Source organism: Actinoallomurus spadix (genome assembly GCF_024055725.1).
Taxonomy (GTDB): domain Bacteria; phylum Actinomycetota; class Actinomycetes; order Streptosporangiales; family Streptosporangiaceae; genus Actinoallomurus; species Actinoallomurus spadix.
Genome location: NZ_JAMXMX010000005.1, coordinates 292,618 through 311,605, shown reverse-complemented (window position 1 = coordinate 311,605; position 18,988 = coordinate 292,618). Strand labels below are relative to the sequence as shown.

Here is an 18,988-nt window from a genome sequence, read left to right as displayed (position 1 = left end):
ACTCGTGGGGTCACCGGAACCGTAGCGAAGGGAACGCCACATGATCGCCAGAAGCTGGCAGGCTCGGACGCGTGGGCCGCGGGAGACCGCGCGATATCACGAGGTCTTCGAATCGGAGGTCCTCGAGGCCCTCGGCGGCGTCGCCGGTTTCCGCGGCGCCTGTCTGCTCGCGCGCCCCACCGGGGCGTCGGTGGAGATCAGGACCGTGACCCTGTTCACGTCGATGGACGCGGTCAAGGCCTTCGCGGGTGAGGATCACGAGCGCGAGCGGGTGACGTCCCCCGCCCGCGCCACCCTGCTGGATTCGGTGCCCACCGTCCAGCACTTCGAGGTGCTGACAGGGCTGTGGCCTTCTCGCGGGTGATGCCGTGAAGCCTGGCTCAAAGCGCCGCTGTCCCTGGACGGGGACCATCGTCACATCCGGACGACGCGTGCCCATCGTGGCCGGCGCCGAAGCAGACGAAGCCGAGGGCGGACAGGGACCCGGAGGCCGTGGCGAGGGCGTCGGCGGGGGACGCGCCCGCGGCGAGGCGTCGGTGGAAACCCGTCATCAGGTCGCGGGCGGCGGCGTCGCCGACCGGGGTGACGGCGGCGACGACCGTGGCGGTGCCGAAGCCCAGGGCGGCGGTGACCATGCCGATGACCGCTTCACCCTCGTAGATCTCCACGCGACCCGCGTCGCAGGCGGACAGGACCAGCAGGCGCGGGGGTCGCTCCAGGTGCTCCAGGTCGTAGGTGAACAGGGGCCCGTCGGCCAGACGGAGGCCGGAGAACAGGGCGTTCCCTGATCGGAAGGCTCCATGCGCGGCGATGTGGGCGATCGCGGCGCCGTCGAGGGCGGACCGGGCGTTCTCGGCGGTCGCGGCGGCGCCGGTGAGGACCCGAGCCTCCGGGTGCGATGCGCGTACGGCGCCGATCTCCTCGTCCGCGTGCGTGAGATCGGGACCGGCGACGAGCGTCACGTGCCCGCCGGCCGACGGTGTCCGCATCGCGCGCAGCCAGCTCGCGGCGGACGGCGCGACCGTCACCGGGCGGCCCGTCAGGGAGGGCAGGGCGGCCCAGGGCAGGCCGTGCAGCGCCCCCACCGGTGCGAGGACCAGCGGCCGTTCCCCGACGGACAGCGGCGCGATCAGCCGGGCGTGCAGGCGACCCGCGGTGGCCGCGAGCGAGGCGCGCGCCGCCGCGTTGCCGGGGTCGTGGGCCAGCCGGGAGACGGCGAATCGCACGAGGCGCACGTCGGTCCGTACCTTGTCGTACGGGCCGAGGACGCGGCGGCGGCAGCGTCCGTCCGCCAGGGTCACGGCGAGGAGATCCGCACCGACACGGACGAATTCGACGAGCATCCGGTCGCCCAGCGCCTCGGCGAGGGCGGGGACGAGCCAGCCCCACCCGGCGACCGCGTCCCGGCTGGAGGACAGGTGGCGGCACCGGGCGCGGACGGCGCCCTCCAGACGGCGCTGGGCTGCCTGCAGCTCCGGGCGGCCGGGAACCTCGGCGCTGACACGGCGCAGTTCGGCGAGCAGCCCGGCGAGTCGCCGGTCGCGGGGCGGGCGTACGGCGGGCGGGCGGCCGGCGATCGCCCGTGCCCGCTCGGCCGCCACCAGCAGGGCGCGGGGACCGGTAGCGAGCCGGACCCCGAGGTCGGCCAGCTCCGCCGCCCATCCCGCCGCGCGGCCGCGCAACTCGACCGCGCCGAGCGCGGCGGCATGCTCGTCGGCGGCGCGCAGTCCGGCGCGGACGGCGGCGGACGCGCCGGGCCGGTCGCCGCGGGCGAGCCGGAGCAGCGCGGTCGCGTGCAGGGCCGCGACCCGGGTGCTCACGGTGCCGCCCCTGACCCGGGAGAGGAGGTGCTCGGCGTGGTCCGGGTCCGCGCGGCTGAGGGCGACGAGGGCCGCCAGCGTACGGGCGTCCGCCGCGGCGGAGGCCCAGCCGTACGCCGCCAGCCGTTCGGCCGTCCGCTCGGCCGCCGCGAGCAGGGCGGCGGACCGGTCGCCGTGCGCCCAGCGGGCGCGCAGGCCGACCTGCTCGGCGAGGAGCGCGGATCCGGTGCGCTCCGCGAACTCCGCCCGGGCCCGCCGGGCGGTCTCCGCGGCGGCCTCCGGATCGCCGTCGGCGAGTTCGGCGTGCGCGAGGAGCAAGAGGGCGTCGGCGGTGTCGCACCGGTAGCCGCCGGCCGTCAGCCGGTCGACGGTGTCCGCCAGCAGGACACGGGCCTCTCCGGGCAGCCGTGCGGCGATGAGTGCCTCGGCCCGGTCGACGCGCAGCTGGCAGAGGCGCTCCTCCGCGCCGGCGAACTCCGGCTCGACCACGTCGTACAGGGCCAGCGCGCGGGGGAGGTCACCGCGGCGCATGGCGACGAACGCGAGGTTGTGCCGGACCATCGCCGCCTGGTGCCGTAGACCCGCGCGTTCGGCGACCGCGAGCGCCACCCGCAGGTCGGCCTCCCCGCGCCCGAGCCGGCCGGCGTACGCCTTCGCGAGCCCGGTGTTGATCCGCAGGCCCACGAGGATCTCCGGGTCGGTGCAGGTCCGGGCGATGCGGGCGACCTCGCGGATGCGGCCGCTCCGGGCGAGGAGGTAGGCGCGGTTGGCCAGCAGCCGGTCGGCGTCGGCGCCGGTCAGCACCGGCGCCGCGGCGTCCGCCGCGGCCAGCGCGCCCTCGATGTCCCCGCCGGCGGCCAGCAGGCCGACGAGGTTCATCCGCACCTGGGCGGCGGCGTAGCCGAGCCGCGCCGACTCGGCGAGGCGCAGGGCCTCACGCAGGTGCGCGATGCCCTCCCGGAGCCGGCCCAGCTCCTTGCCGGCCAGGCCGAGGGCCCGCAGCGCCAGCACGCGTTGCCCCGGGTCGCCGGTGTCCCGCAGCTCCGACGCGGTGGCGTACACGCCGCGCGGATCGTGCGCCGCGAGCGCCAGGAGGTCAGACATGAATCCAGCTCGTCACGATCGACGTGCCGTCGGCCGGCCGGAACAGGAGGCTGACCAGGCCGGCCGGGACCTCCGGCAGGACGAACCCGCCGGACTCGTCGGTGCGGGTGCCGCGCTCGCCGGCGGGTGACCGGAGGATCACCTCCGCGTCCGCCGCGGGCGCGAGCTGCCCCACGATCTCCCGCCCGCAGATCTCGATCTCCACGCGGACGTCCGGCCCGGCGAACGTCAGCGTCCGCGGCTCGCCGCCGCGCACTCCGGCCGGGGTGTCCGCCGCGTCGTAGGCGAGCGTCGCCAGCGTCGCGTCCGGGACCAGCCAGCCGAACGCGGCCAGCCCTACGGCGAGCAGGTGGCCCGGCACCGGCGGGAACGCCGTGCGCAGCCGCTCGATCAGCTCCTCGTCGGTCACGCCACACCGAGCCGGCGCCGCAGGTGGAGGAGACAGCGGGTGCGGGTCGGGCCGACGCTGCCCAGCGGCACGCCCAGTGCCGTCGAGATCTCCGCGTAGCTGAGGCGCGGGGAGGCGATGGACAGCTCGAGCAGCGCGCGGCAGCGGGGCGGCACGGTGTCGAGCGCGGCGGCCACCGACCCGGCGAGCTCCCGCCCGAACACCGCGTGGTGCGGCCCGGTCACCGTCGGCGTGTGACCGGTGAGGGGGCGTTCGCGACCGCGCCGCCGCAGCACCGCCTGGCTCTCCCGGCGGGCGGTGACGGCCAGCCAGGCGCCCGCCCGCGCCGGGTCGCGCAGCCGGGGCAGCCGCTCGACCAGCCGCAGCCACGTCGTCTGCACGACGTCATCGATGTCCGCGCCACCCAGTCCGTACGAGCGTGCGATCGCGTACAGCAGCCGGGAGTAGCGGTCGACGAGGGCCCGCCACGCCGCCGGGTCACCCGCCCGGGCCCGTCTCACCAGTTCACCGGTCTCGTTCCAGTCCACGCGCCGAAATATTAGCGGAAAGTATCTGAGTGACTACGATGAGTTGAAGGAGGGGCGGCTTCGGCGGCGCCGCCCCTCCGGGGGACCGGCGGTGCGATCAGCCGATGCTGTACGAGAAGTTGTTCACGGCGAGGCCCACGCCGCCGACCCACGGCTCGAATCCCGCCTGGACGCTGGTGACGTACCAGGAGCGCTGCGCGTAGCCGCGTCGCACCATGTCGTCGTAGAAGGTGTGCACCGGGAAGGAGATCGAGGAGGTCGGGGAGGTGCGCACGTACGACACGACGTTCCAGCCGCTGTTGCCGTACCAGACGTCCCAGGTCCCGCCGGCGAGGCTGACGGTGGCGACCCTGGAGCCGACGGGCTGCACCGAACCGGTGTGGTTCAGCCAGACCATGAGCTCCGCGCCGGTGTTCTGGCCGTTCGTGCGGGCCGTCGGGTCGAACCAGACGTCGTACGACGCGTCGTACACCCCGGAGCCGGGGTAGGACATGCTCACACTGGTCTGGATCGTGTTGAACCGGCCGTCGTCGGCGCGCAGGGGCAGGCCGCTGCCGGTGGAGCAGTTCCCGTAGTGGCAGCCGGCGTAGATCGACGGGTACGAGCCGGGCGCGCCGTTCTGCGGCTTGTTGTGGCTGGCGGTGGTGACCGAGAAGCCGGAGCCGGTGACGTTGATGCACTGCGTCGTGCTGTCGCCCCAGTTGTTGTTCTGGACGACGTACCGGCCGTTCTGGATCTTGGTCGAGCCGTACTGCGCGCAGATCTGGGTGTCGGCGTGTGCCGGGGTGCCGGCCATCGCCGGGGTGAGGACCGAGCCGGCCAGCGCCAGGGCGACCGCGATGGCTCGACGTCTCATGGTGACCTCCGGGGGTCGCGAGCGGGTACGGGAACCCGGCCGGACGCGGGGCGCCGAGCCGGGCTGGGAGCGCTCTCAGCCTCGGGATGCTAGCCCGGCACCGGACGGGCCGCACGGCTCGCGGTTCGCGTGACGCGCGCGTCGACGTGCCGCAGCGGGCCGACAAGGCACGATCGCTCCGCGTGGCCGGCGGAAGGGTGAAAGTCCTTTCACGACGGGGCGCGGAGAGCCGCCGCGGCCCCTCCGGCATGGTGACCGTGGCGCGGGGAGCCGCCGTGGGCCACTTCGGCATGGTGACCGTGGCGTGGGAGGGGCCGCGGGCCTCTCGGGCACGGCGGCCGCGGCGCCGGAGGCCGGGAGGGGCGGCCGAGGGGCGGCCGGATCAGGCGACGACCACGCCGAGGTCGGGGTGAACGCGGTGGGCCGCCGGGTCGAGGAGGCGGTCGGCGGCGACCGGGGCGGGCAGGTCCTCGGCGGCGGCGAGCCCGGCGATCGCGCCCGCCACGGCGGGGGCCGCGAAGGACGTGCCGCTCCAGACGGCGTACCCGGTGAAGTCGTCGGGGTCGATCCCGCCGGCACGCGGCCGGGGCCCGTCGAAGCGGACGAAGCAACTGTGGACGTCGACGCCGGGCGCGCAGGCGTCCACCCACCAGCCGTAGCCGGAGAACGCCGCGCGCTCGTCGCCGTCCAGCGCGGCCACCGCGATCACCTGCTTGAGGGCGGCAGGCCAGAACGGCCGGTCGCTCGCGTGGTTGCCCGCACAGGCCACGACGACCGCGCGGCGGCCGAGGGCGGCGACGGCGCGGGAGACCAGGGGCGAGGGGCGGTCGTCGTACGTGTGGCATCCGAAGGACAGGTTGACGACGTCCGCGTGTCCCCGGCCGGCCAGCCAGGCGAGGGCGTGCAGGACGCCGAACTCGTCACCCACGCCGTCGCCGCCGATCACCCGCCTGGCGCGGATCCGCGCCGACGGGGCGCGGCGCAGCACCACGCCGGCGATGAACGTGCCGTGCCCGGCCTGCCCGTCGAGTTCGTGGTCCAGGTCGGCGTCCAAGACCTCGGTGACCTCCTCGCGCTGCTCGGCGTACCAGGCTGCCGAGGAGTACCACGGGTGCGGTGACAGACCCGTGTCGAGGACGGCGACCGTGACCGCGCGGCGGGCCGTCCCGTCGGCGACCGGCGCGCCGAGCGCCGGCGCGGGGCGCGGTGCCCCCGCCGGGCCGCTCCACCACATCGGCTGCCCGTGGACGAGATGGTTGGGCGCGACGGCCAGCCGCCGGTGCGGCGCGCCGCCGGACAGCCGGGCGGCCAGGTCGCACACGTCCACCTTCGCGCCCGGGCGCAGCAGCAGGCGGGCCGCTCCCGGCCCGTCGTGCCGGGTGTCGTACCAGCGTCGTACGGAGTCCTCGACCGCCGGCGCGTCATGGGCCGCGACGAGGATCTGGTCGCGGCGGACGAGCGCCGGGCGGCCGGGGAGCGCCTCGACCACCGTGGCGTCGCGGTGGCGGGCGAGGAGGCGTTCGAGCCGTGCGTCCTGATCCGTCATCCCGCCACCTTCTCGGCGTGTCCGTGTGATTACTCATCGTCGCCGGACGGTCGTGTGTTTCCGGACAGGCCGCGGCGCCCGGATCTCCCGTCGCGCCCGGCCTGCTGGTCATGCGGGCCGCGGCTCAGCGGAGGGTTCGCCGTACGGAGGCGACGCGGCAGGTGATCTTCCCGCTGTACGTCTGCACACCGCCGGCGGAGAACGTGACCTTCGCGCCGGGCGCGATCTCCGTCTCGGCGTGCAGCGCGGTGTCGACGGGGTTGCCGCCGCCGTCGAGGATGTCGATCTGGACGACGTATCCCGCCGTACGGCCGGCCGTGTTCGTGATCACACCGCGGACGCGGCCGGCGTGCAGTTTCCGGCTGAGCACACAAGAGGTGAGCCGCACGTCCTTTTCGGGCGGTCCGGCGGGAGCGCCGCCGTGTTCACCGCCGCAGCCCGCGACGAGCCCTGCGGTCGCGACCAGGATCAGGGCTCCGCGCATGCGGCGGCCTCCTCGAATGTCATCACCGAACGACGTAATGGCGCCTGTTGATCACGCCCGGCCGTCGAGCCTACCAACGAGTAGCAAACGCTCCGGGACCGGCCGGGGAGGGGATACGGGCTGGTGCGTCTGGTGGCGATGAGGCACAATAACCAAGCGGTCATCTACCTGGAGCGCCGAGGACGTAGGGGAAGACGAACCTCGCAACGTTCCCAGGAGGTCCGGTGTCCGCACGTGGCGTTTTCTACGTCCACTCAGCGCCACCTGCGCTGTGCCCGCATATCGAGTGGGCCGCCGCAGGTGTACTCGGCGTGCCCGTGTCACTGCCGTGGAGCGATCAGCCCGCGGCGCCGGGCACCATGCGCGCCGAGCTGTGCTGGGAGGGCCAGCCGGGCACGGCGGCCGGCATCGTCTCCGCGCTGCGCCAATGGCGGTTGCTGCGCTTCGAGGCGACCGAGGACGCCAGTCCGGGCTGCGACGGTGTCCGCTACAGCTTCACGCCGTCTCTCGGCGTGTTCGCGGCGGTCATCGGCGCCAACGGCGACATCCACGTGCCTGAGGACCGCCTCCGCGCCGCCATGGCCAACGCGCTCGCCGGCAAGGCGACGTTCGAGCACGAGGTCGACCGTCTCCTCGGCAAGCCCTGGGACGACGAGCTCGAACCCTTCCGCCGGGCCGGTGACGGCGCGCCCGTCCGCTGGCTGCACGCGGCGGGCTGATCCGGGGTCGCCTCGCAGCCCTCGCCGGTCGGGAACACGGCGAGGGCTCCCCGCGCGATGCCCCGCCGAGGATGGCGGACCGCCGGCGCTGACCGTGTGGTCCCGCGCCGCGCGACCGGGATCGCGCCGCGCGACCGGGATCGCGCCGGCCGGGCCCGGCCATGCCCCGCGCCGTGCCCGTCTCCCGCCCCGGGAACTCCGCGCCCGTTCGCGTCCGGCCTGTCGCTCACACGCCGGATCGCCCGATGGCCACGGTGCGATGACCGGGCGTGAAGTCGTCGAACGACTGCTCCCAACGGGCGTCCGGCCAGTGGTAGGTCACCCGGCCCTCGGCCGGGCGGTAGTGGGCCGTGTAGACCGTCCCCAGCCCCGCCTCGTAGGCGGTCTGGTACAGCGGTGGCCGGAGCATCGCCGCGACGTCCGGGCCGGCGGCGCGAACGGCGGCGAGCCGCTCGCGGGTCCGGGTGAACGCCTCCTGGTCCTGCGCCATCGGCAGGTGCTGGTGGTTCGCGGCGCAGGCGTCCGCCGCCTCGATCAGCGGGATGTCTGGTCCTACGTACACGGTCGCCGCCCGGTCGTGGTCGGCGAGGGTGACGTTCTGCGGGACGGCGATGGGGAGCTCGCGCAGCCGGCCGATCGCCTGGCCGACGGTCTCACAGGTCTCCAGCAGATAGCGCAGCGCGATGAGGATGGTGAAACCCGGTCCCTGGACGAAGCGCCCGCCAAAGGTCAGTGAGGCCACGAGTCCGGCGTCGTTCATTCCGTCCAGCAGGCCCCATCCCGCCTCTTGTGTTCCGATCACCGGCCGCAGGAACCGGGACGAGACGATCGTGCCTTCGCATTGGTCAGGCGCGAAATCATAATTGCGCAGCAGAACACCTCCTCCGCCGATCTGCGTGCAGCCGGAGAAGAACGGCCGGATGGCGGCGTGGGTGAGGAACGTCTCGCCGCCGGGCCGATCGAGTCGTCCGGCGAGCAGATCGAGGATGGGAACGAGTTCCGGCATATGCGTCTCGAACAGCGTCCGTGCCCTGGCAGCGCCCTCCTCCGTCCGGCCCTCGTCCGTCAACCACCCCTCGGCGGTCGGCCAGAGCGCCCGCGTGTGATCGGCCCATCGTCCGTCGCCGCCGTCACCGATCTCAAGAGCGTGGAATGTCTTCTGAAATGTGTTCACTGGCTGTCACTCCTCCTGCTGCGATAGGCGAGAGACGGCAACCTAGCGGAATTTTTCCGAAATTTTCCAGTGCTTGATCGGCGGAATCGTTTTTATGTGCCCAGCGGGTTCGGGCGGCGATCCGGTGTCCGCGTGATTCCCTCGGGGGAATCGCGGAGGCGCAGGTCGACAGCCCACACTGCCGTGCATGAGCAACGAACTCGATGTAAGGGAACTGGCCGGCCGCTATGTCGCCCAGTGGAACGAGCCCGACCCGGCGACGCGCAGCGCGCTGATCCGTGACCTGTGGGCGCACGACGGATTCCAGGTTCTCGCCGACCCACCTGAGGAGATCCGCCAGGCCGCCACGGACCTCGCGTTCCCGGTGCCGTCGTTGGAGGTCCGCGGTCACGCCGCCATGGACGCCCGGGTGTCCCGCGCCTACGCGATGTTCGTCGCGCCCGGCGAGTACGTCTTCGAGGCCGCCGCCGAGCCCAGCGTCCTGCTGCCCAACGTGGTCGGCGTCCGGTGGTCGATGACGTCGACGCGCAGCGGTGAGGCCGTCGGCGGCGGCCTGGACGTCCTGGCCCTGGACGACGACGGCAGAATCCGCGCCGACTACCAGTTCATCGGAGCGAGCTGATGCGCTACACCCGGATCGTCCGTACCGAGGACGGCGGATCGGCCTTCGAGGAGAAGGAGATCGCGCTCGCCGAGCAGCACGTCGCCGACGGGGTGCCGCACATGGCCGTCGGCGCCCCGCCGTTCGAGGCACTCTTCCTTCCGGTGTGACAGGCGCCCGCGGAGCACTCGGAGTCGCTCCGCGTCGGCGGCGGAGCGCATTGTCGTCGGTGTTGACGGGCAGAACGCCTGAATAGGGCGAGACCTGATTGCGGCGACGGCAAGGTGGCCCCCGCGGCGGCAAAGTGGCTAGTGCGGCGGCGAAGCGGGCGTCTCGGTAAGGACTTCACGGGTTCGAAGGTCCCGGAACCTGGCGGAGCCCTTCGGACCGGCCACATCGGCCTGCGCCGTCTCCGCTCCGGGGGCACCGGTCGGGTGGGCTCGGCGGCGGCTTGACTCCTGGGAGGGCGGCCCTGGGGCCAGGCGCCGTGCGGGATGACGAACGCCCCGCCCAGGGCTGATCCTGGACGGGGCGCTCGGGTCCTCGCGGGCGAACTACAGGGGGATGCTGCCGTGGGCGCCCCGGGCGGGGGTCGCCTCGGCGATGGCCTGCGCGATCGCGCGCCGCGTCTTGGCCGGCTCGATGATCTCGTCGATCACGCCGAGGTCCTGGGCCCGCTGGACGCCACCGGAGATCTTCTCGTGCTCGGCGGCGAGCTGCAGCTCCAGCGCGTGCCGCTCCTCCTCCGGGACGGCGGCCAGCTTGCGGCGGTGCAGGACGCGCACGGCGGCGACCGCGCCCATCACCGCGATCTCGGCGGTCGGCCAGGCGAAGACGCGCGTCGCGCCCAGCGCGCGGGAGTTCATCGCGATGTACGCGCCGCCGATCGACTTGCGGGTCACGAGCGTGACGCGCGGCACGACCGCCTCCGCGAACGCGTGCAGCAGCTTCGCGCCGCGGCGTACGACGCCGTCGTGCTCCTGGCCGACGCCCGGCAGGTAGCCGGGGACGTCCACGATGACGACGAGCGGCACGCCGAACGCGTCGCACATCCGCACGAACCGCGCCGCCTTCTCCGCCGACGTGGAGTCCAGGCAGCCGCCCAGCCGCATCGGGTTGTTGGCGATGACGCCGACCGTACGGCCGCCGAAACGGCCGAGCGTCGTGACGATGTTCGGCGCCCACTTCGGGTGCAGCTCGATGGCCTCCGCCGGGTCGTCGAGCAGCTTGTTGATGATGGGGTGCACGTCGTACGCGCGGCGGGGGTTGTCGGGCAGCACGCCGCCCAGGTCGACCTCCTCGACCTCCTCCGGCCGCATGCGGCCCTGGTGGCCGAGGAGGGACGCGAGCCGTCGGGCCTTGAGCAGAGCCTCGGTGTCGTCCTTGGCCACGACGTGCACGACGCCGCTGCGCTTGCTGTGCGGCTCGGGCCCGCCGAGGGACGCCATGTCGACGTCCTCGCCGGTGACCGACCGTACGACGTCCGGGCCGGTCACGAAGATGCGGCCGCCCTCGGACAGGATGACGATGTCGGTCAGCGCCGGGCCGTACGCGGCCCCGCCGGCGGCGGCGCCGAGCACGACCGAGATCTGCGGGACGACGCCCGACGCCTTGGTCATGGCCGCGAAGATGCGCCCGACCCCGTGCAGGGACGCCGCGCCCTCGGCGAGGCGCGCCCCGCCGGAGTGCCACAGGCCGATGATCGGCAGCCGTTCCCGTACGGCGTGGTCGTAGGCGTGGACGATGTGCTCGCAACCCTCCGAGCCCATCGCGCCGCCCTGCACGCGCGGGTCGCTGGCGAACGCCACGACCGGGATGCCCTCGATCCGGCCGACGCCCGCGAGGGCGCCGCTGGTGTCCTCCTCGGTGAGGAGCCGCAGCGACCCCTCGTCGAAGAGCGCCTCCAGGCGGACCCGCGGGTCACGCGGGTCCGGCGCGACGGGCTCGGGGGACGGCGCGGGCTCGGGCGCCTGCGTGGCGGACCTGCTGTCGACAACGGTCACGACTCATGCCTCCTCAGCGCGACGGTCACGTTGTGGCCGCCGAATCCGAACGAGTTGTTCAGGGCGGCGGCGGGACCGCCGGGCAGCTTCCGGGGTTCGTCTCGCACGATGTCCAGGTCGACCTCGTCGTCGAGGTTCTCGATGTTGATGGTCGGGGGGACGAGACCCTCGCGCAGGGCCAGGATCGCGGCGATGGACTCGACCGCGCCCGTGCCGCCGAGCAGGTGGCCGGTCATCGACTTGGTGCTGGTGATCGCGACCTGGTGGGCGGCGTCACCGAGCGCCAGCTTGATCGCCTTGATCTCGCCGGTGTCGCCGACCGGGGTGGACGTGCCGTGCGCGTTGATGTGCACGATGTCCGACGGCTCCAGGCCGGCGTCGGCCAGCGCGCGGAGCATCGCCTTCGACATGCCCTCGGGGTCGTTCGACACGATGTCGACCGCGTCGGCGGAGTAGCCGACACCGGCGGCGATGGCGTAGATCCGGGCGCCGCGGGCCCGCGCGTGCTCCTCCGACTCCAGGATGAGGATCCCGGAGCCCTCGCCGAGCACGAACCCGTCCCGGTCCTTGTCGTACGGGCGCGAGGCGTGGTCGGGGTCGTCGTTGCGCGTGGACATCGCGCGCATCGAGCCGAACGCGGCGAGGTTGAGCCGGTGGATCGCGGCCTCGGTGCCGCCGGCGATGACGACGTCGGCCCGCCCGGACCGGATCATGTCGATGCCGTAGCCGATGGCCTCCGCGCTCGACGCGCAGGCGCTGGCGAGCGCGTGCGCGCCGGCCTTCGCCCCGAACTCGATGCTGACGACTCCGGCGCCGCCGTTCGGCATCAGCATGGGGACGGCGAACGGTGAGACCCGCTGCCAGCCCTTCTCGTTCAGGATGTCGTAGTTGTCGAGGGTCGTGATGATCCCGCCGATCCCCGACGAGACGACCGCGCCGACCCGGTCACCGTCGACCTGGAAGCCCGCCTCGTCGCCGAACGCGAAGCCGGCGTCCAGCCAGGCTTCGCGGGCGGCGATGAGGGCGAACTGCTGGCAACGGTCCAGCCGGCGCAACCGGTGCCGCGGCAGGACCTCGGAGGGTTCCACCGCGATCGGAGCCGCGATCCGCACCGAGAGGCTCTCCGCCCACTCGGCGGTGAGCCGCTTCACGCCGGACCGGCCCGCCAGCAGAGCGGACCAGGTCGATGCCACGTCGCCGCCGAGAGGCGTAGTAGCGCCGAGTCCGGTCACGACGACGGAGGTACTCATATGGTCACGCTCTCCCTTGCTCCTCGACTTCAGGCAGAGACGCCCTTGTTCTGCACGTAGACGACGACGTCCTTGACCGTCTTGAGGTTCTTCAGCTCGTCGTCGGGGATCTCGACGCCGAACTTGTCCTGCGCGGCGACGGCGATCTCGACCATCGACAGGGAGTCGATGTCCAGGTCGTCGACGAAGGACTTCTCCGGGGTGACCTCGGACGGGTCGACGCCCGCGATCTCCTCGATGATCTCGCCGAGGCCGTCGAGGATCTCCTGCTCGGAAAGAGCCATGGGGTATTTCTCCATTTCCTGTTGTTGCGATGTGTGCTTCGAAGGGAGTTCAGGGGGACGGCGCGGGAACGGCCCGGCCCTACGGGACGCGGACCACCTGCGCGGCGTAGGTCATGCCGGCGCCGAAGCCGATCAGCAGGGCCGGCGCGCCGGAGGTCACGTCACCGCGTTCGATCATGCGGGACAGCGCCAGGGGGATCGAGGCGGCCGAGGTGTTGCCGGCGTTCACGATGTCGTCGGCGACGATGGCGTTCTCGGCCTTGAGCTTACGCGCGATCGCCTCGACGATGCGAAGGTTCGCCTGGTGCGGGACGAACGCGGCCAGCTCGGACGGGTCGACGCCCGCGCGCTGGCAGGCCTCCTTGGCGATGGGGTGCAGCGCCGTGGTCGCCCACCGGAAGACGGCCTGTCCTTCCTGGTACAGGAAGCTGTTCCGGTCCTTGATGTAGATCCGGCTCGCCATGTCGCCGGCGCTGCCCCAGACGACGGGGCCGACGGCCGCCTCGTCGGAGCCGGTCACGACCGCCGCGCCGGCGCCGTCGGCGAAGATGATGCAGGTCGAGCGGTCGGTCCAGTCGACCCACTGCGACAGCTTCTCCGCGCCGATGACCAGCACGTTGCGCGCCGAGCCGGCGCGGACCGCGTCGGAGGCGTTGGACAGGGCGTAGCAGAAGCCGGCGCACGCCGCGTTGACGTCGTACGCGCCGGGCGCGGTGATGCCGAGCCGGTCGGCCACGCTCGCCGACGCGTTGGGGATCTGCGCCTCCTGGGTGCAGGTGGCGACGATGACCAGGTCGATGTCCTCCGGGGACAGGCCGCTGCTCGCCAGGGCCTTACCGCCGGCCTGGACGGCCATGTCGACGACCGACTCCTCCGGGCCCGCGATGCGGCGCTGCTTGATGCCGACGCGGCTCTGGATCCACTCGTCGTTGGTGTCGACCGTCTTGGCGAGGTCGTCGTTGGTGACGACGTTCGACGGCTGGTAGTGGCCGAACGCGAGGATGCGCGCCGCGGGGGCGCCGGTACGAAGCTGGAATGACGTCACGCGTTCTCCAAGGTGTCGTCGCCGGCGCGCGTCTCCTCGATGAGGGCGCGCGCCTTGTCGAGGTCGTCGGGCGTCTTCAGCGCGACCCGCTCGACGCCGGGGAGCGCGCGCCGGACGAGGCCGACGAGAGTGCCCGCCGGAGGCAGTTCGATGATCGCCGTGACGCCGAGGTCCGCCATCGTCGCCATGCAGGAGTCCCAGCGCACCGGTGCGCTGACCTGCTCGACGAGGCGGGCGACGAAGTCGGGGCCGTGGTCCACGACGGCGCCGTCGCGGTTGGAGAGCAGCCGGGTGACGGGGGCGGCCACCGGCATGCCCGGAGTGATCCGCCGCAGCGTGTCGACCGCGGGGGCCATGTGATGCGTGTGGAAGGCCCCGGCCACCGACAGCGGGCGCAGCCGCGCGCCGGCGGGCGGCTCCTCCGCGAACGCGGCCAGCTGCTCCTTCGTGCCGGCCGCGACCACCTGACCGGCGCCGTTGGCGTTCGCCGGGGTGAGGCCGTGCTTCTCGATCGCGGCGAGGACCTCCTCGGCGTCGCCGCCGAGCACGGCGGTCATGCCGGTCTCGGTGACGGCGGCCGCCTCGGCCATCGCCCGGCCGCGCTCCCGTACGAGCACCATGGCGGACTCGGGGGAGATGACACCGGCGATCGCGGCGGCGGCGAGCTCGCCCACGCTGTGCCCGGTCGTCACGTCCGGTGTGATGCCCAGCGCCTCGTACGCCGCGAGCGCGGCGGCTACCAGGAGAGGCTGCGCGACGGCGGTGTCGCGGATCTCATCGGCGTCGGCGGTGGTGCCGTAGCGGATCAGGTCGAGTCCGGTGACGGCGGACCACCACGCGAGACGGTCGGCGACACCCGGCACTTCGAGCCAGGCGTTGAGGAATCCCGGGGTCTGGGCGCCCTGCCCGGGCGCGGCGATGACGAGCACGCACTCAACCATGCACTGTAGGACTCCACCATGTTCATGCGGTGAGGTACGAATCTCCGGCGGCGAGCCTTGTGAGGGTCCTACAAGGCGACGGGTGACGGATCAGAGCGAAGCGGGCCGGTCCGCGAACCGTCCGAGGACCAGGGCGATGCGGAGAGTGAACGCCGCGCGGCCGTCGGCGGGGACGTATCCGGTCAGCTCGGTGACCCGGCGCAGGCGGTACCGCACCGTGTTGGGGTGCACGAACAACAGCCGCGCGGTGGCCTCCAGCGACGACCCCTGCTCCAGGTAGGTCGTCAGCGTGTCGAGGAGCGGGGCCCCCGCCGCGCGCAGCGGTTCGTAGACCTCCTCCACGAGGAACGCCCGCGCGTCCGGGTCGCCGTCGAGGGCGCGCTCGGCGAGCAGGTCCCCGGCGAACACCGGCCGCGGCGCGTCCGGCCAGCCCGCCACGGCGCGCAGCCCGGCCAGCGCCGCCCGCGCCGACATCGTGGCGGCGTACAGGTCGTCGACGCGCGGCCCGATCACCACCGCGCCCGGGCCGAACTTGGAGGTGAACGGCTTGGCCGCCGCGAGGGGGTCGTCCTCGACACCGCCGACGATCACGATGAGGCGGCTGCCCTGCACTCCCGCGAGCACGTCGACGCGCGCCCGGCGGGACGCGATGCGGATGTCGTCGATGATGGCCTCGGGCTCGTCCTCGGGGGTGTTGCCCGCCATCACGGCCACCGACGTCGACGCCCAGCCGAGTGCCGCGGCCCACGAGTGCAGCGACTCGTCGACCTCGCCGCGCAGCAGCGCGTCGACGATGAGCGCCTCCAGCCGGGCGTCCCAGGCACCCCGCGTCTCCGCGGCCCGCGCGTACACCTGGGCCGCGCCGAAGGCGACCTCGCGCGTGTAGCGCAGGATGGCCTCGCGCAGCTGCGTCTCGCCGCCGGGCGCCGCGAGCTCGTTCACCTGGGCCTCGACGACGTCGATGACGACCCGGACGATCTCGACGGTCTGCTGGAGCCGCACGGCCCGCATGAGCTCGCGCGGCGCGGTGCCGAACACCTCGCCGGCGATGGCCGGCCGGATCTTCTCCTCGTGCTTGAACCACTCGACGAACCCGGCGATGCCCGCCTGGGCGACCAGACCGACCCAGGAGCGGTACTCCGCCGACATCGCGCGGAACCACGGGAGGCGCTCCTCCATGCTGGCGGTCGCGGCGGTGCCCAGCGCACCCATGGCCTGTTCGAGCCGCTCAGTGGTCTGTTCGCGGATGTCGAGGTCTTTCTGCACGCGAACAGCCTCCCACCTATCAGCCGTGCCGGCCGCACCGCCTCCGACCGGGTCTCACGCTCGTGCCCTCGAACCTCCGGAACACCGCCAGGCACCCGGCCAGCACCGACGCGAACGCCGGCAGCCACGCCACCCGGGCCGCGACCCAGCCCCAGTGGTCGGGGACGTCGAGCAGTCCGGGCAGCCTACCGAAGGGCCGCATCGCCGAGGTCACCAGCATGAACGACGTCTGGTGCCAGCAGAAGACGGTCATCGCCGAGAGGTTCGCGAGCGCCACGGGGGCCCAGGCGAGAGGCCGCCGCATCCAGCGCGCCAGCCGGTTCCGCAGCAGCAGCGCGGCGCCGACCTGCGCGAGCCCGAACGCCATCGCGGCCGCCGTCGGCGGGCTGAGGTTGGACACCCGCGCGCCCGGCACGCCGACCATGCTCGCCGGGTATCCGGCGAACGCCACGAGCGCGGCCGCGGCCGCCGCCCCGCCGAGGAGGAGGGCCAGGGCCGTACGCCGGGAGCCGAGCCGGCCGTTCGCCCAGGCGACGCCGAGCAGGTACGGCACCGCCCACGCGGCGGGCACGTTCAGCCAGCCGAGCCAGGCGGGACCGTCCAGGCCGAACCTGACGAGGTCCACGCCACCGACGACGGCGGCCGCCACCGCCGCGGCGTACGGCCCGTAGCGGACGAGCAGTGGCGTGAGCGCGGTCAGGCCGATGAACACGCACAGGAACCACAGCGGGCTGTACATGAGACGGACCAGCGGCATCGGGTCCGTCCCCGTCGCCGCGAGCAGGAGCGTGAGGGGCGCCCAGGCCGCGACCAGCACGGCCGGCGGACGGCACAGCCGCACCACGCGGGCGCGGACCCATCCGGCGGCGCTCCGCGGGCGGCGCAGGCTCCGGGCCGCGGAGTACCCGCCGACGAAGAAGAACAGCGCCAGCGTCTGCAGTGCCCAGGACACCGGGGCCAGTGCCGGCAGGGACGCCAGCGGGCTGCGCGTGCTCCACGCTCGGCCGCCGTCCGGGCCCGCCGAGGCGACGAGCGCGGTGACCAGCCAGTGCCCGAGGACGACGCCGAGGATGGCGTAGGCCCGCAGCGCGTCCACGGCCCGGTCGCGATGCTCCGGGGTGGCCGCGTCGACGCGGTGGGCCAGCGCGCGGATCCGCCCGCGCGGCGTCACCTCCGCCGGAGCCGCCGGAGCTGCCGGAGCCGCGGAATCCATCGGGGCCGCCGGGGGTGGGCTCAGGACCGGTTCAGCGGTCACGGGACACCTCCGCGCCGCGCCCGAGGGCGATCAGGGCCAGGTTCCGCAGGGCGATCCCGTCCGGCCGGAGATAGTCGCTGTGGCCGCCGTCACCGGCCGCGAAGACGCGCGCACCGAAGTCCCGGCCGACCGGGTCGGCGCCGAAGCCCAGCCCGAGCATCCGGACCTTCGGCACGTACGCCGTCCAGTCGCCGGACCCGCGCCCCGCCCACACCCGCGCCCGGGTGCGCAGCGCCGCCGCGGACGAGACGGCCATTCCCGGGCTGCCGAAGACCGCGATGTCGGTCGCGTCGACGTCGGGGGCGGCCCGCCCGCACACCACCGAGCCGTAGCTGTGGCACAGCAGGCTCACCGCCACGCCGTGGGCGCCGAGGGTGTTGACGAGCGGCCGCAGGGCCCGGGCGCCCTGGTCGGCGCGGACGGTGGTCGCGACGTCCAGGCTGAGGGTGCTCGGCGCGGAGTAGCCCAGCCAGGCGATGACCGCGAGCCGGGCGTGGGGGTCGATCCGCCGGGCCTCGGCCAGCACCGCCCGCGCTCCGCCGCCGGGGGAGGCGGTGCCCCGGGAGTCGAAGGTGTGCAGCGTGGTGTCCGAGCCGGGGATGAGGATCGCCACGCGCCGCGCCGTGGCGAGGTCGCCGACGACCTCGACGGCACGGCCGCGCGGGTCGAACGCGACGAAGGTCCGGCCGGGCGCGGCCAGCGGCCGCAGCCGGGGGTCGCGCCGGGCGGCGGCCTCGATCGCCTGCCGTTCCGCGGCGTACCGCGCGGTGAGCGCCGGTGCGGTCAGCGCGGGCAGCGGCTGTACGGGCGGTGGCGGCACGGAGGGGCGGCCGCCGGCGGCCCCGGCCGTGAGCATGATGCCGCCGGTGATGGCGGTGGCGAGTGCTGCCCGGCGCTTGTTCACGGACCCGTCCTTCCTGATCAACGAGTGATCAGGAAGTTACGAATCGTCCGTTGTCGCCCGCGTCCCCCTGAGGACCGTACTTGCCGCGTACATCCCCGGTAGGGGGTGGATGATCTCCCCGGTCACTCGCCGGGGCGCACCAGCCCGGTCTCGTACGCGTAGACCACGGCCTGGGTGCGGTCGCGCAGGTCCAGCTTCATGAGGATGCGGCCGACGTGCGTCTTGACCGTCTGCTCGGCGACGACCAGGTGCTCGGCGATCTGGGCGTTGGACAGGCCGCGGGCCACCAGGCCGAGCACCTCGGTCTCCCGTTCCGTCAGGCCGTCCAAGCGCCGGCGGTCGGGCGCCTTCGGCGCGCCCATGCGCGCGAACTCCGCGATCAGCCGCCGGGTCACGGTCGGCGCCAGCAGCGCCTCGCCCGCCGCGACCACGCGCACCGCGTCCGACAATTCCCGCGCCGAGGCGTCCTTGAGGAGGAATCCGCTGGCCCCGGCGCGCAGGGCCTCGTACACGTAGTCATCGAGGTCGAAGGTGGTCAGCACGAGTACGGCGGGGTGGTCCGGCCGCTCGGTGATGCGGCGGGTGGCGGCGAGGCCGTCGAGGACCGGCATCCGCACGTCCATCAGCACCACGTCGGGCCGCAGGCCGTCGGCCTTGGACACGGCCTCTTCCCCGTTGACGGCCTCGCCGACGACCTCGATGTCCGGCTGGGCGTTCAACAGGATCGAGAAGCCGGACCGCACCATTCCCTGGTCGTCGGCGATGACTACGCGGATGCTCATGGGTCCCTTTCTTCGGGG

General features: G+C 73.6%; 20 protein-coding genes. 4 read left to right on the top strand and 16 right to left on the bottom strand.

Annotation, left to right across the window (positions count from 1 at the left end):
• The first annotated feature begins 40 nt into the window (after positions 1-40).
• Positions 41-364, top strand: a complete 324-nt coding sequence (locus tag NE235_RS09275; RefSeq protein ID WP_252800717.1) for a hypothetical protein — start codon at positions 41-43, stop codon at positions 362-364.
• A gap of 16 nt (positions 365-380) precedes the next feature.
• Here the strand turns inward: NE235_RS09275 and NE235_RS09270 are convergent, their stop codons facing one another.
• From NE235_RS09270 to NE235_RS09245, 6 genes are all read right to left on the bottom strand, one after another.
• Complete coding sequence (locus NE235_RS09270) at positions 381-2,924, bottom strand: CHAT domain-containing protein (RefSeq protein ID WP_252800715.1); 2,544 nt, start codon at positions 2,922-2,924, stop codon at positions 381-383.
• Positions 2,917-3,333, bottom strand: coding sequence for a carboxypeptidase-like regulatory domain-containing protein (locus tag NE235_RS09265; RefSeq protein ID WP_252800713.1), 417 nt, complete (start codon positions 3,331-3,333; stop codon positions 2,917-2,919). The genes NE235_RS09270 and NE235_RS09265 overlap by 8 nt, the downstream gene beginning before the upstream one ends.
• Positions 3,330-3,860 (bottom strand): RNA polymerase sigma factor, encoded by a 531-nt coding sequence (locus NE235_RS09260; RefSeq protein WP_252800711.1) that lies wholly within the window; start codon positions 3,858-3,860, stop codon positions 3,330-3,332. The genes NE235_RS09265 and NE235_RS09260 overlap by 4 nt, the downstream gene beginning before the upstream one ends.
• A 97-nt stretch (positions 3,861-3,957) precedes the next feature.
• Positions 3,958-4,716, bottom strand: a complete 759-nt coding sequence (locus NE235_RS09255) for a GH12 family glycosyl hydrolase domain-containing protein (protein ID WP_252800709.1) — start codon at positions 4,714-4,716, stop codon at positions 3,958-3,960.
• A 382-nt stretch (positions 4,717-5,098) separates the two neighbouring features.
• Positions 5,099-6,262, bottom strand: a complete 1,164-nt coding sequence (locus NE235_RS09250; protein WP_252800707.1) for a S8 family peptidase — start codon at positions 6,260-6,262, stop codon at positions 5,099-5,101.
• A gap of 124 nt (positions 6,263-6,386) precedes the next feature.
• Complete coding sequence (locus NE235_RS09245) at positions 6,387-6,746, bottom strand: FxLYD domain-containing protein (protein WP_252800705.1); 360 nt, start codon at positions 6,744-6,746, stop codon at positions 6,387-6,389.
• A gap of 224 nt (positions 6,747-6,970) precedes the next feature.
• On the opposite strand from NE235_RS09245, the gene NE235_RS09240 reads away from it, so the two are divergent.
• Positions 6,971-7,465 carry a DUF3145 domain-containing protein gene (locus NE235_RS09240; protein ID WP_252778563.1) on the top strand — a complete coding sequence of 165 codons (495 nt, stop codon included), beginning with the start codon at positions 6,971-6,973 and terminating at the stop codon, positions 7,463-7,465.
• 226 nt (positions 7,466-7,691) lie between these two features.
• Here NE235_RS09240 and NE235_RS09235 read toward each other — a convergent pair whose 3' ends face one another.
• Positions 7,692-8,639 (bottom strand): C45 family autoproteolytic acyltransferase/hydolase, encoded by a 948-nt coding sequence (locus NE235_RS09235; protein ID WP_252800704.1) that lies wholly within the window; start codon positions 8,637-8,639, stop codon positions 7,692-7,694.
• Positions 8,640-8,826: 187 nt separating this feature from the next.
• Between NE235_RS09235 and NE235_RS09230 the strand changes: the two genes are divergently transcribed.
• Both NE235_RS09230 and NE235_RS09225 read left to right on the top strand, forming a co-directional pair.
• A complete protein-coding gene (locus tag NE235_RS09230; RefSeq protein WP_252800702.1) occupies positions 8,827-9,261 on the top strand; it encodes a hypothetical protein in 435 nt (144 codons plus the stop codon).
• Positions 9,261-9,410, top strand: coding sequence for a hypothetical protein (locus tag NE235_RS09225; protein WP_252800700.1), 150 nt, complete (start codon positions 9,261-9,263; stop codon positions 9,408-9,410). Before NE235_RS09230 ends, NE235_RS09225 begins: the two co-directional genes overlap by 1 nt.
• Before the next feature lie 384 nt (positions 9,411-9,794).
• On the opposite strand, the gene NE235_RS09220 is transcribed toward NE235_RS09225, so the two are convergent.
• The 9 genes from NE235_RS09220 to NE235_RS09180 form a co-directional block, all read right to left on the bottom strand.
• The gene (locus tag NE235_RS09220; protein WP_252800698.1) at positions 9,795-11,243 is read right to left on the bottom strand and encodes an acyl-CoA carboxylase subunit beta; all 1,449 of its coding nucleotides are present in this window, start codon (positions 11,241-11,243) and stop codon (positions 9,795-9,797) included.
• The gene (gene fabF, locus NE235_RS09215; protein ID WP_252800697.1) at positions 11,240-12,493 is read right to left on the bottom strand and encodes a beta-ketoacyl-ACP synthase II; all 1,254 of its coding nucleotides are present in this window, start codon (positions 12,491-12,493) and stop codon (positions 11,240-11,242) included. The genes NE235_RS09220 and fabF overlap by 4 nt, the downstream gene beginning before the upstream one ends.
• A 29-nt stretch (positions 12,494-12,522) precedes the next feature.
• A complete protein-coding gene (locus NE235_RS09210) occupies positions 12,523-12,777 on the bottom strand; it encodes an acyl carrier protein (protein WP_252800696.1) in 255 nt (84 codons plus the stop codon).
• Positions 12,778-12,856: 79 nt separating this feature from the next.
• Positions 12,857-13,822, bottom strand: a complete 966-nt coding sequence (locus tag NE235_RS09205; RefSeq protein WP_252800695.1) for a beta-ketoacyl-ACP synthase III — start codon at positions 13,820-13,822, stop codon at positions 12,857-12,859.
• Positions 13,819-14,751: an ACP S-malonyltransferase gene (locus NE235_RS09200; RefSeq protein WP_252800919.1), complete on the bottom strand. Its 933-nt coding sequence runs from the start codon at positions 14,749-14,751 to the stop codon at positions 13,819-13,821. Before NE235_RS09200 ends, NE235_RS09205 begins: the two co-directional genes overlap by 4 nt.
• Before the next feature lie 102 nt (positions 14,752-14,853).
• The gene (locus tag NE235_RS09195; protein ID WP_252778838.1) at positions 14,854-15,975 is read right to left on the bottom strand and encodes a PucR family transcriptional regulator; all 1,122 of its coding nucleotides are present in this window, start codon (positions 15,973-15,975) and stop codon (positions 14,854-14,856) included.
• Between the two features lie 73 nt (positions 15,976-16,048).
• On the bottom strand, positions 16,049-17,284 hold the full coding sequence (locus NE235_RS09190; protein ID WP_252800693.1) for an acyltransferase family protein: 1,236 nt from the start codon (positions 17,282-17,284) through the stop codon (positions 16,049-16,051).
• Positions 17,274-18,188 (bottom strand): alpha/beta hydrolase, encoded by a 915-nt coding sequence (locus NE235_RS09185; protein ID WP_252800691.1) that lies wholly within the window; start codon positions 18,186-18,188, stop codon positions 17,274-17,276. Before NE235_RS09185 ends, NE235_RS09190 begins: the two co-directional genes overlap by 11 nt.
• Before the next feature lie 122 nt (positions 18,189-18,310).
• Positions 18,311-18,970 (bottom strand): response regulator, encoded by a 660-nt coding sequence (locus NE235_RS09180; protein WP_252800689.1) that lies wholly within the window; start codon positions 18,968-18,970, stop codon positions 18,311-18,313.
• Between the last annotated feature and the right edge of the window lie 18 nt (positions 18,971-18,988).

What these genes read in the sequence shown, in the direction of transcription:
- NE235_RS09210 (WP_252800696.1), bottom strand. Translation starts at nt 12,777, where the DNA reads ATGGCTCTTTCCGAGCAGGAGATCCTCGACGGCCTCGGCGAGATCATC.
- NE235_RS09195 (WP_252778838.1), bottom strand. Translation starts at nt 15,975, where the DNA reads ATGGGTGCGCTGGGCACCGCCGCGACCGCCAGCATGGAGGAGCGCCTC.
- fabF (WP_252800697.1), bottom strand. Translation starts at nt 12,493, where the DNA reads ATGAGTACCTCCGTCGTCGTGACCGGACTCGGCGCTACTACGCCTCTC.
- NE235_RS09230 (WP_252800702.1), top strand. Translation starts at nt 8,827, where the DNA reads ATGAGCAACGAACTCGATGTAAGGGAACTGGCCGGCCGCTATGTCGCC.
- NE235_RS09180 (WP_252800689.1), bottom strand. Translation starts at nt 18,970, where the DNA reads ATGAGCATCCGCGTAGTCATCGCCGACGACCAGGGAATGGTGCGGTCC.
- NE235_RS09250 (WP_252800707.1), bottom strand. Translation starts at nt 6,262, where the DNA reads ATGACGGATCAGGACGCACGGCTCGAACGCCTCCTCGCCCGCCACCGC.
- NE235_RS09245 (WP_252800705.1), bottom strand. Translation starts at nt 6,746, where the DNA reads ATGCGCGGAGCCCTGATCCTGGTCGCGACCGCAGGGCTCGTCGCGGGC.
- NE235_RS09255 (WP_252800709.1), bottom strand. Translation starts at nt 4,716, where the DNA reads ATGAGACGTCGAGCCATCGCGGTCGCCCTGGCGCTGGCCGGCTCGGTC.
- NE235_RS09270 (WP_252800715.1), bottom strand. Translation starts at nt 2,924, where the DNA reads ATGTCTGACCTCCTGGCGCTCGCGGCGCACGATCCGCGCGGCGTGTAC.
- NE235_RS09275 (WP_252800717.1), top strand. Translation starts at nt 41, where the DNA reads ATGATCGCCAGAAGCTGGCAGGCTCGGACGCGTGGGCCGCGGGAGACC.
- NE235_RS09225 (WP_252800700.1), top strand. Translation starts at nt 9,261, where the DNA reads ATGCGCTACACCCGGATCGTCCGTACCGAGGACGGCGGATCGGCCTTC.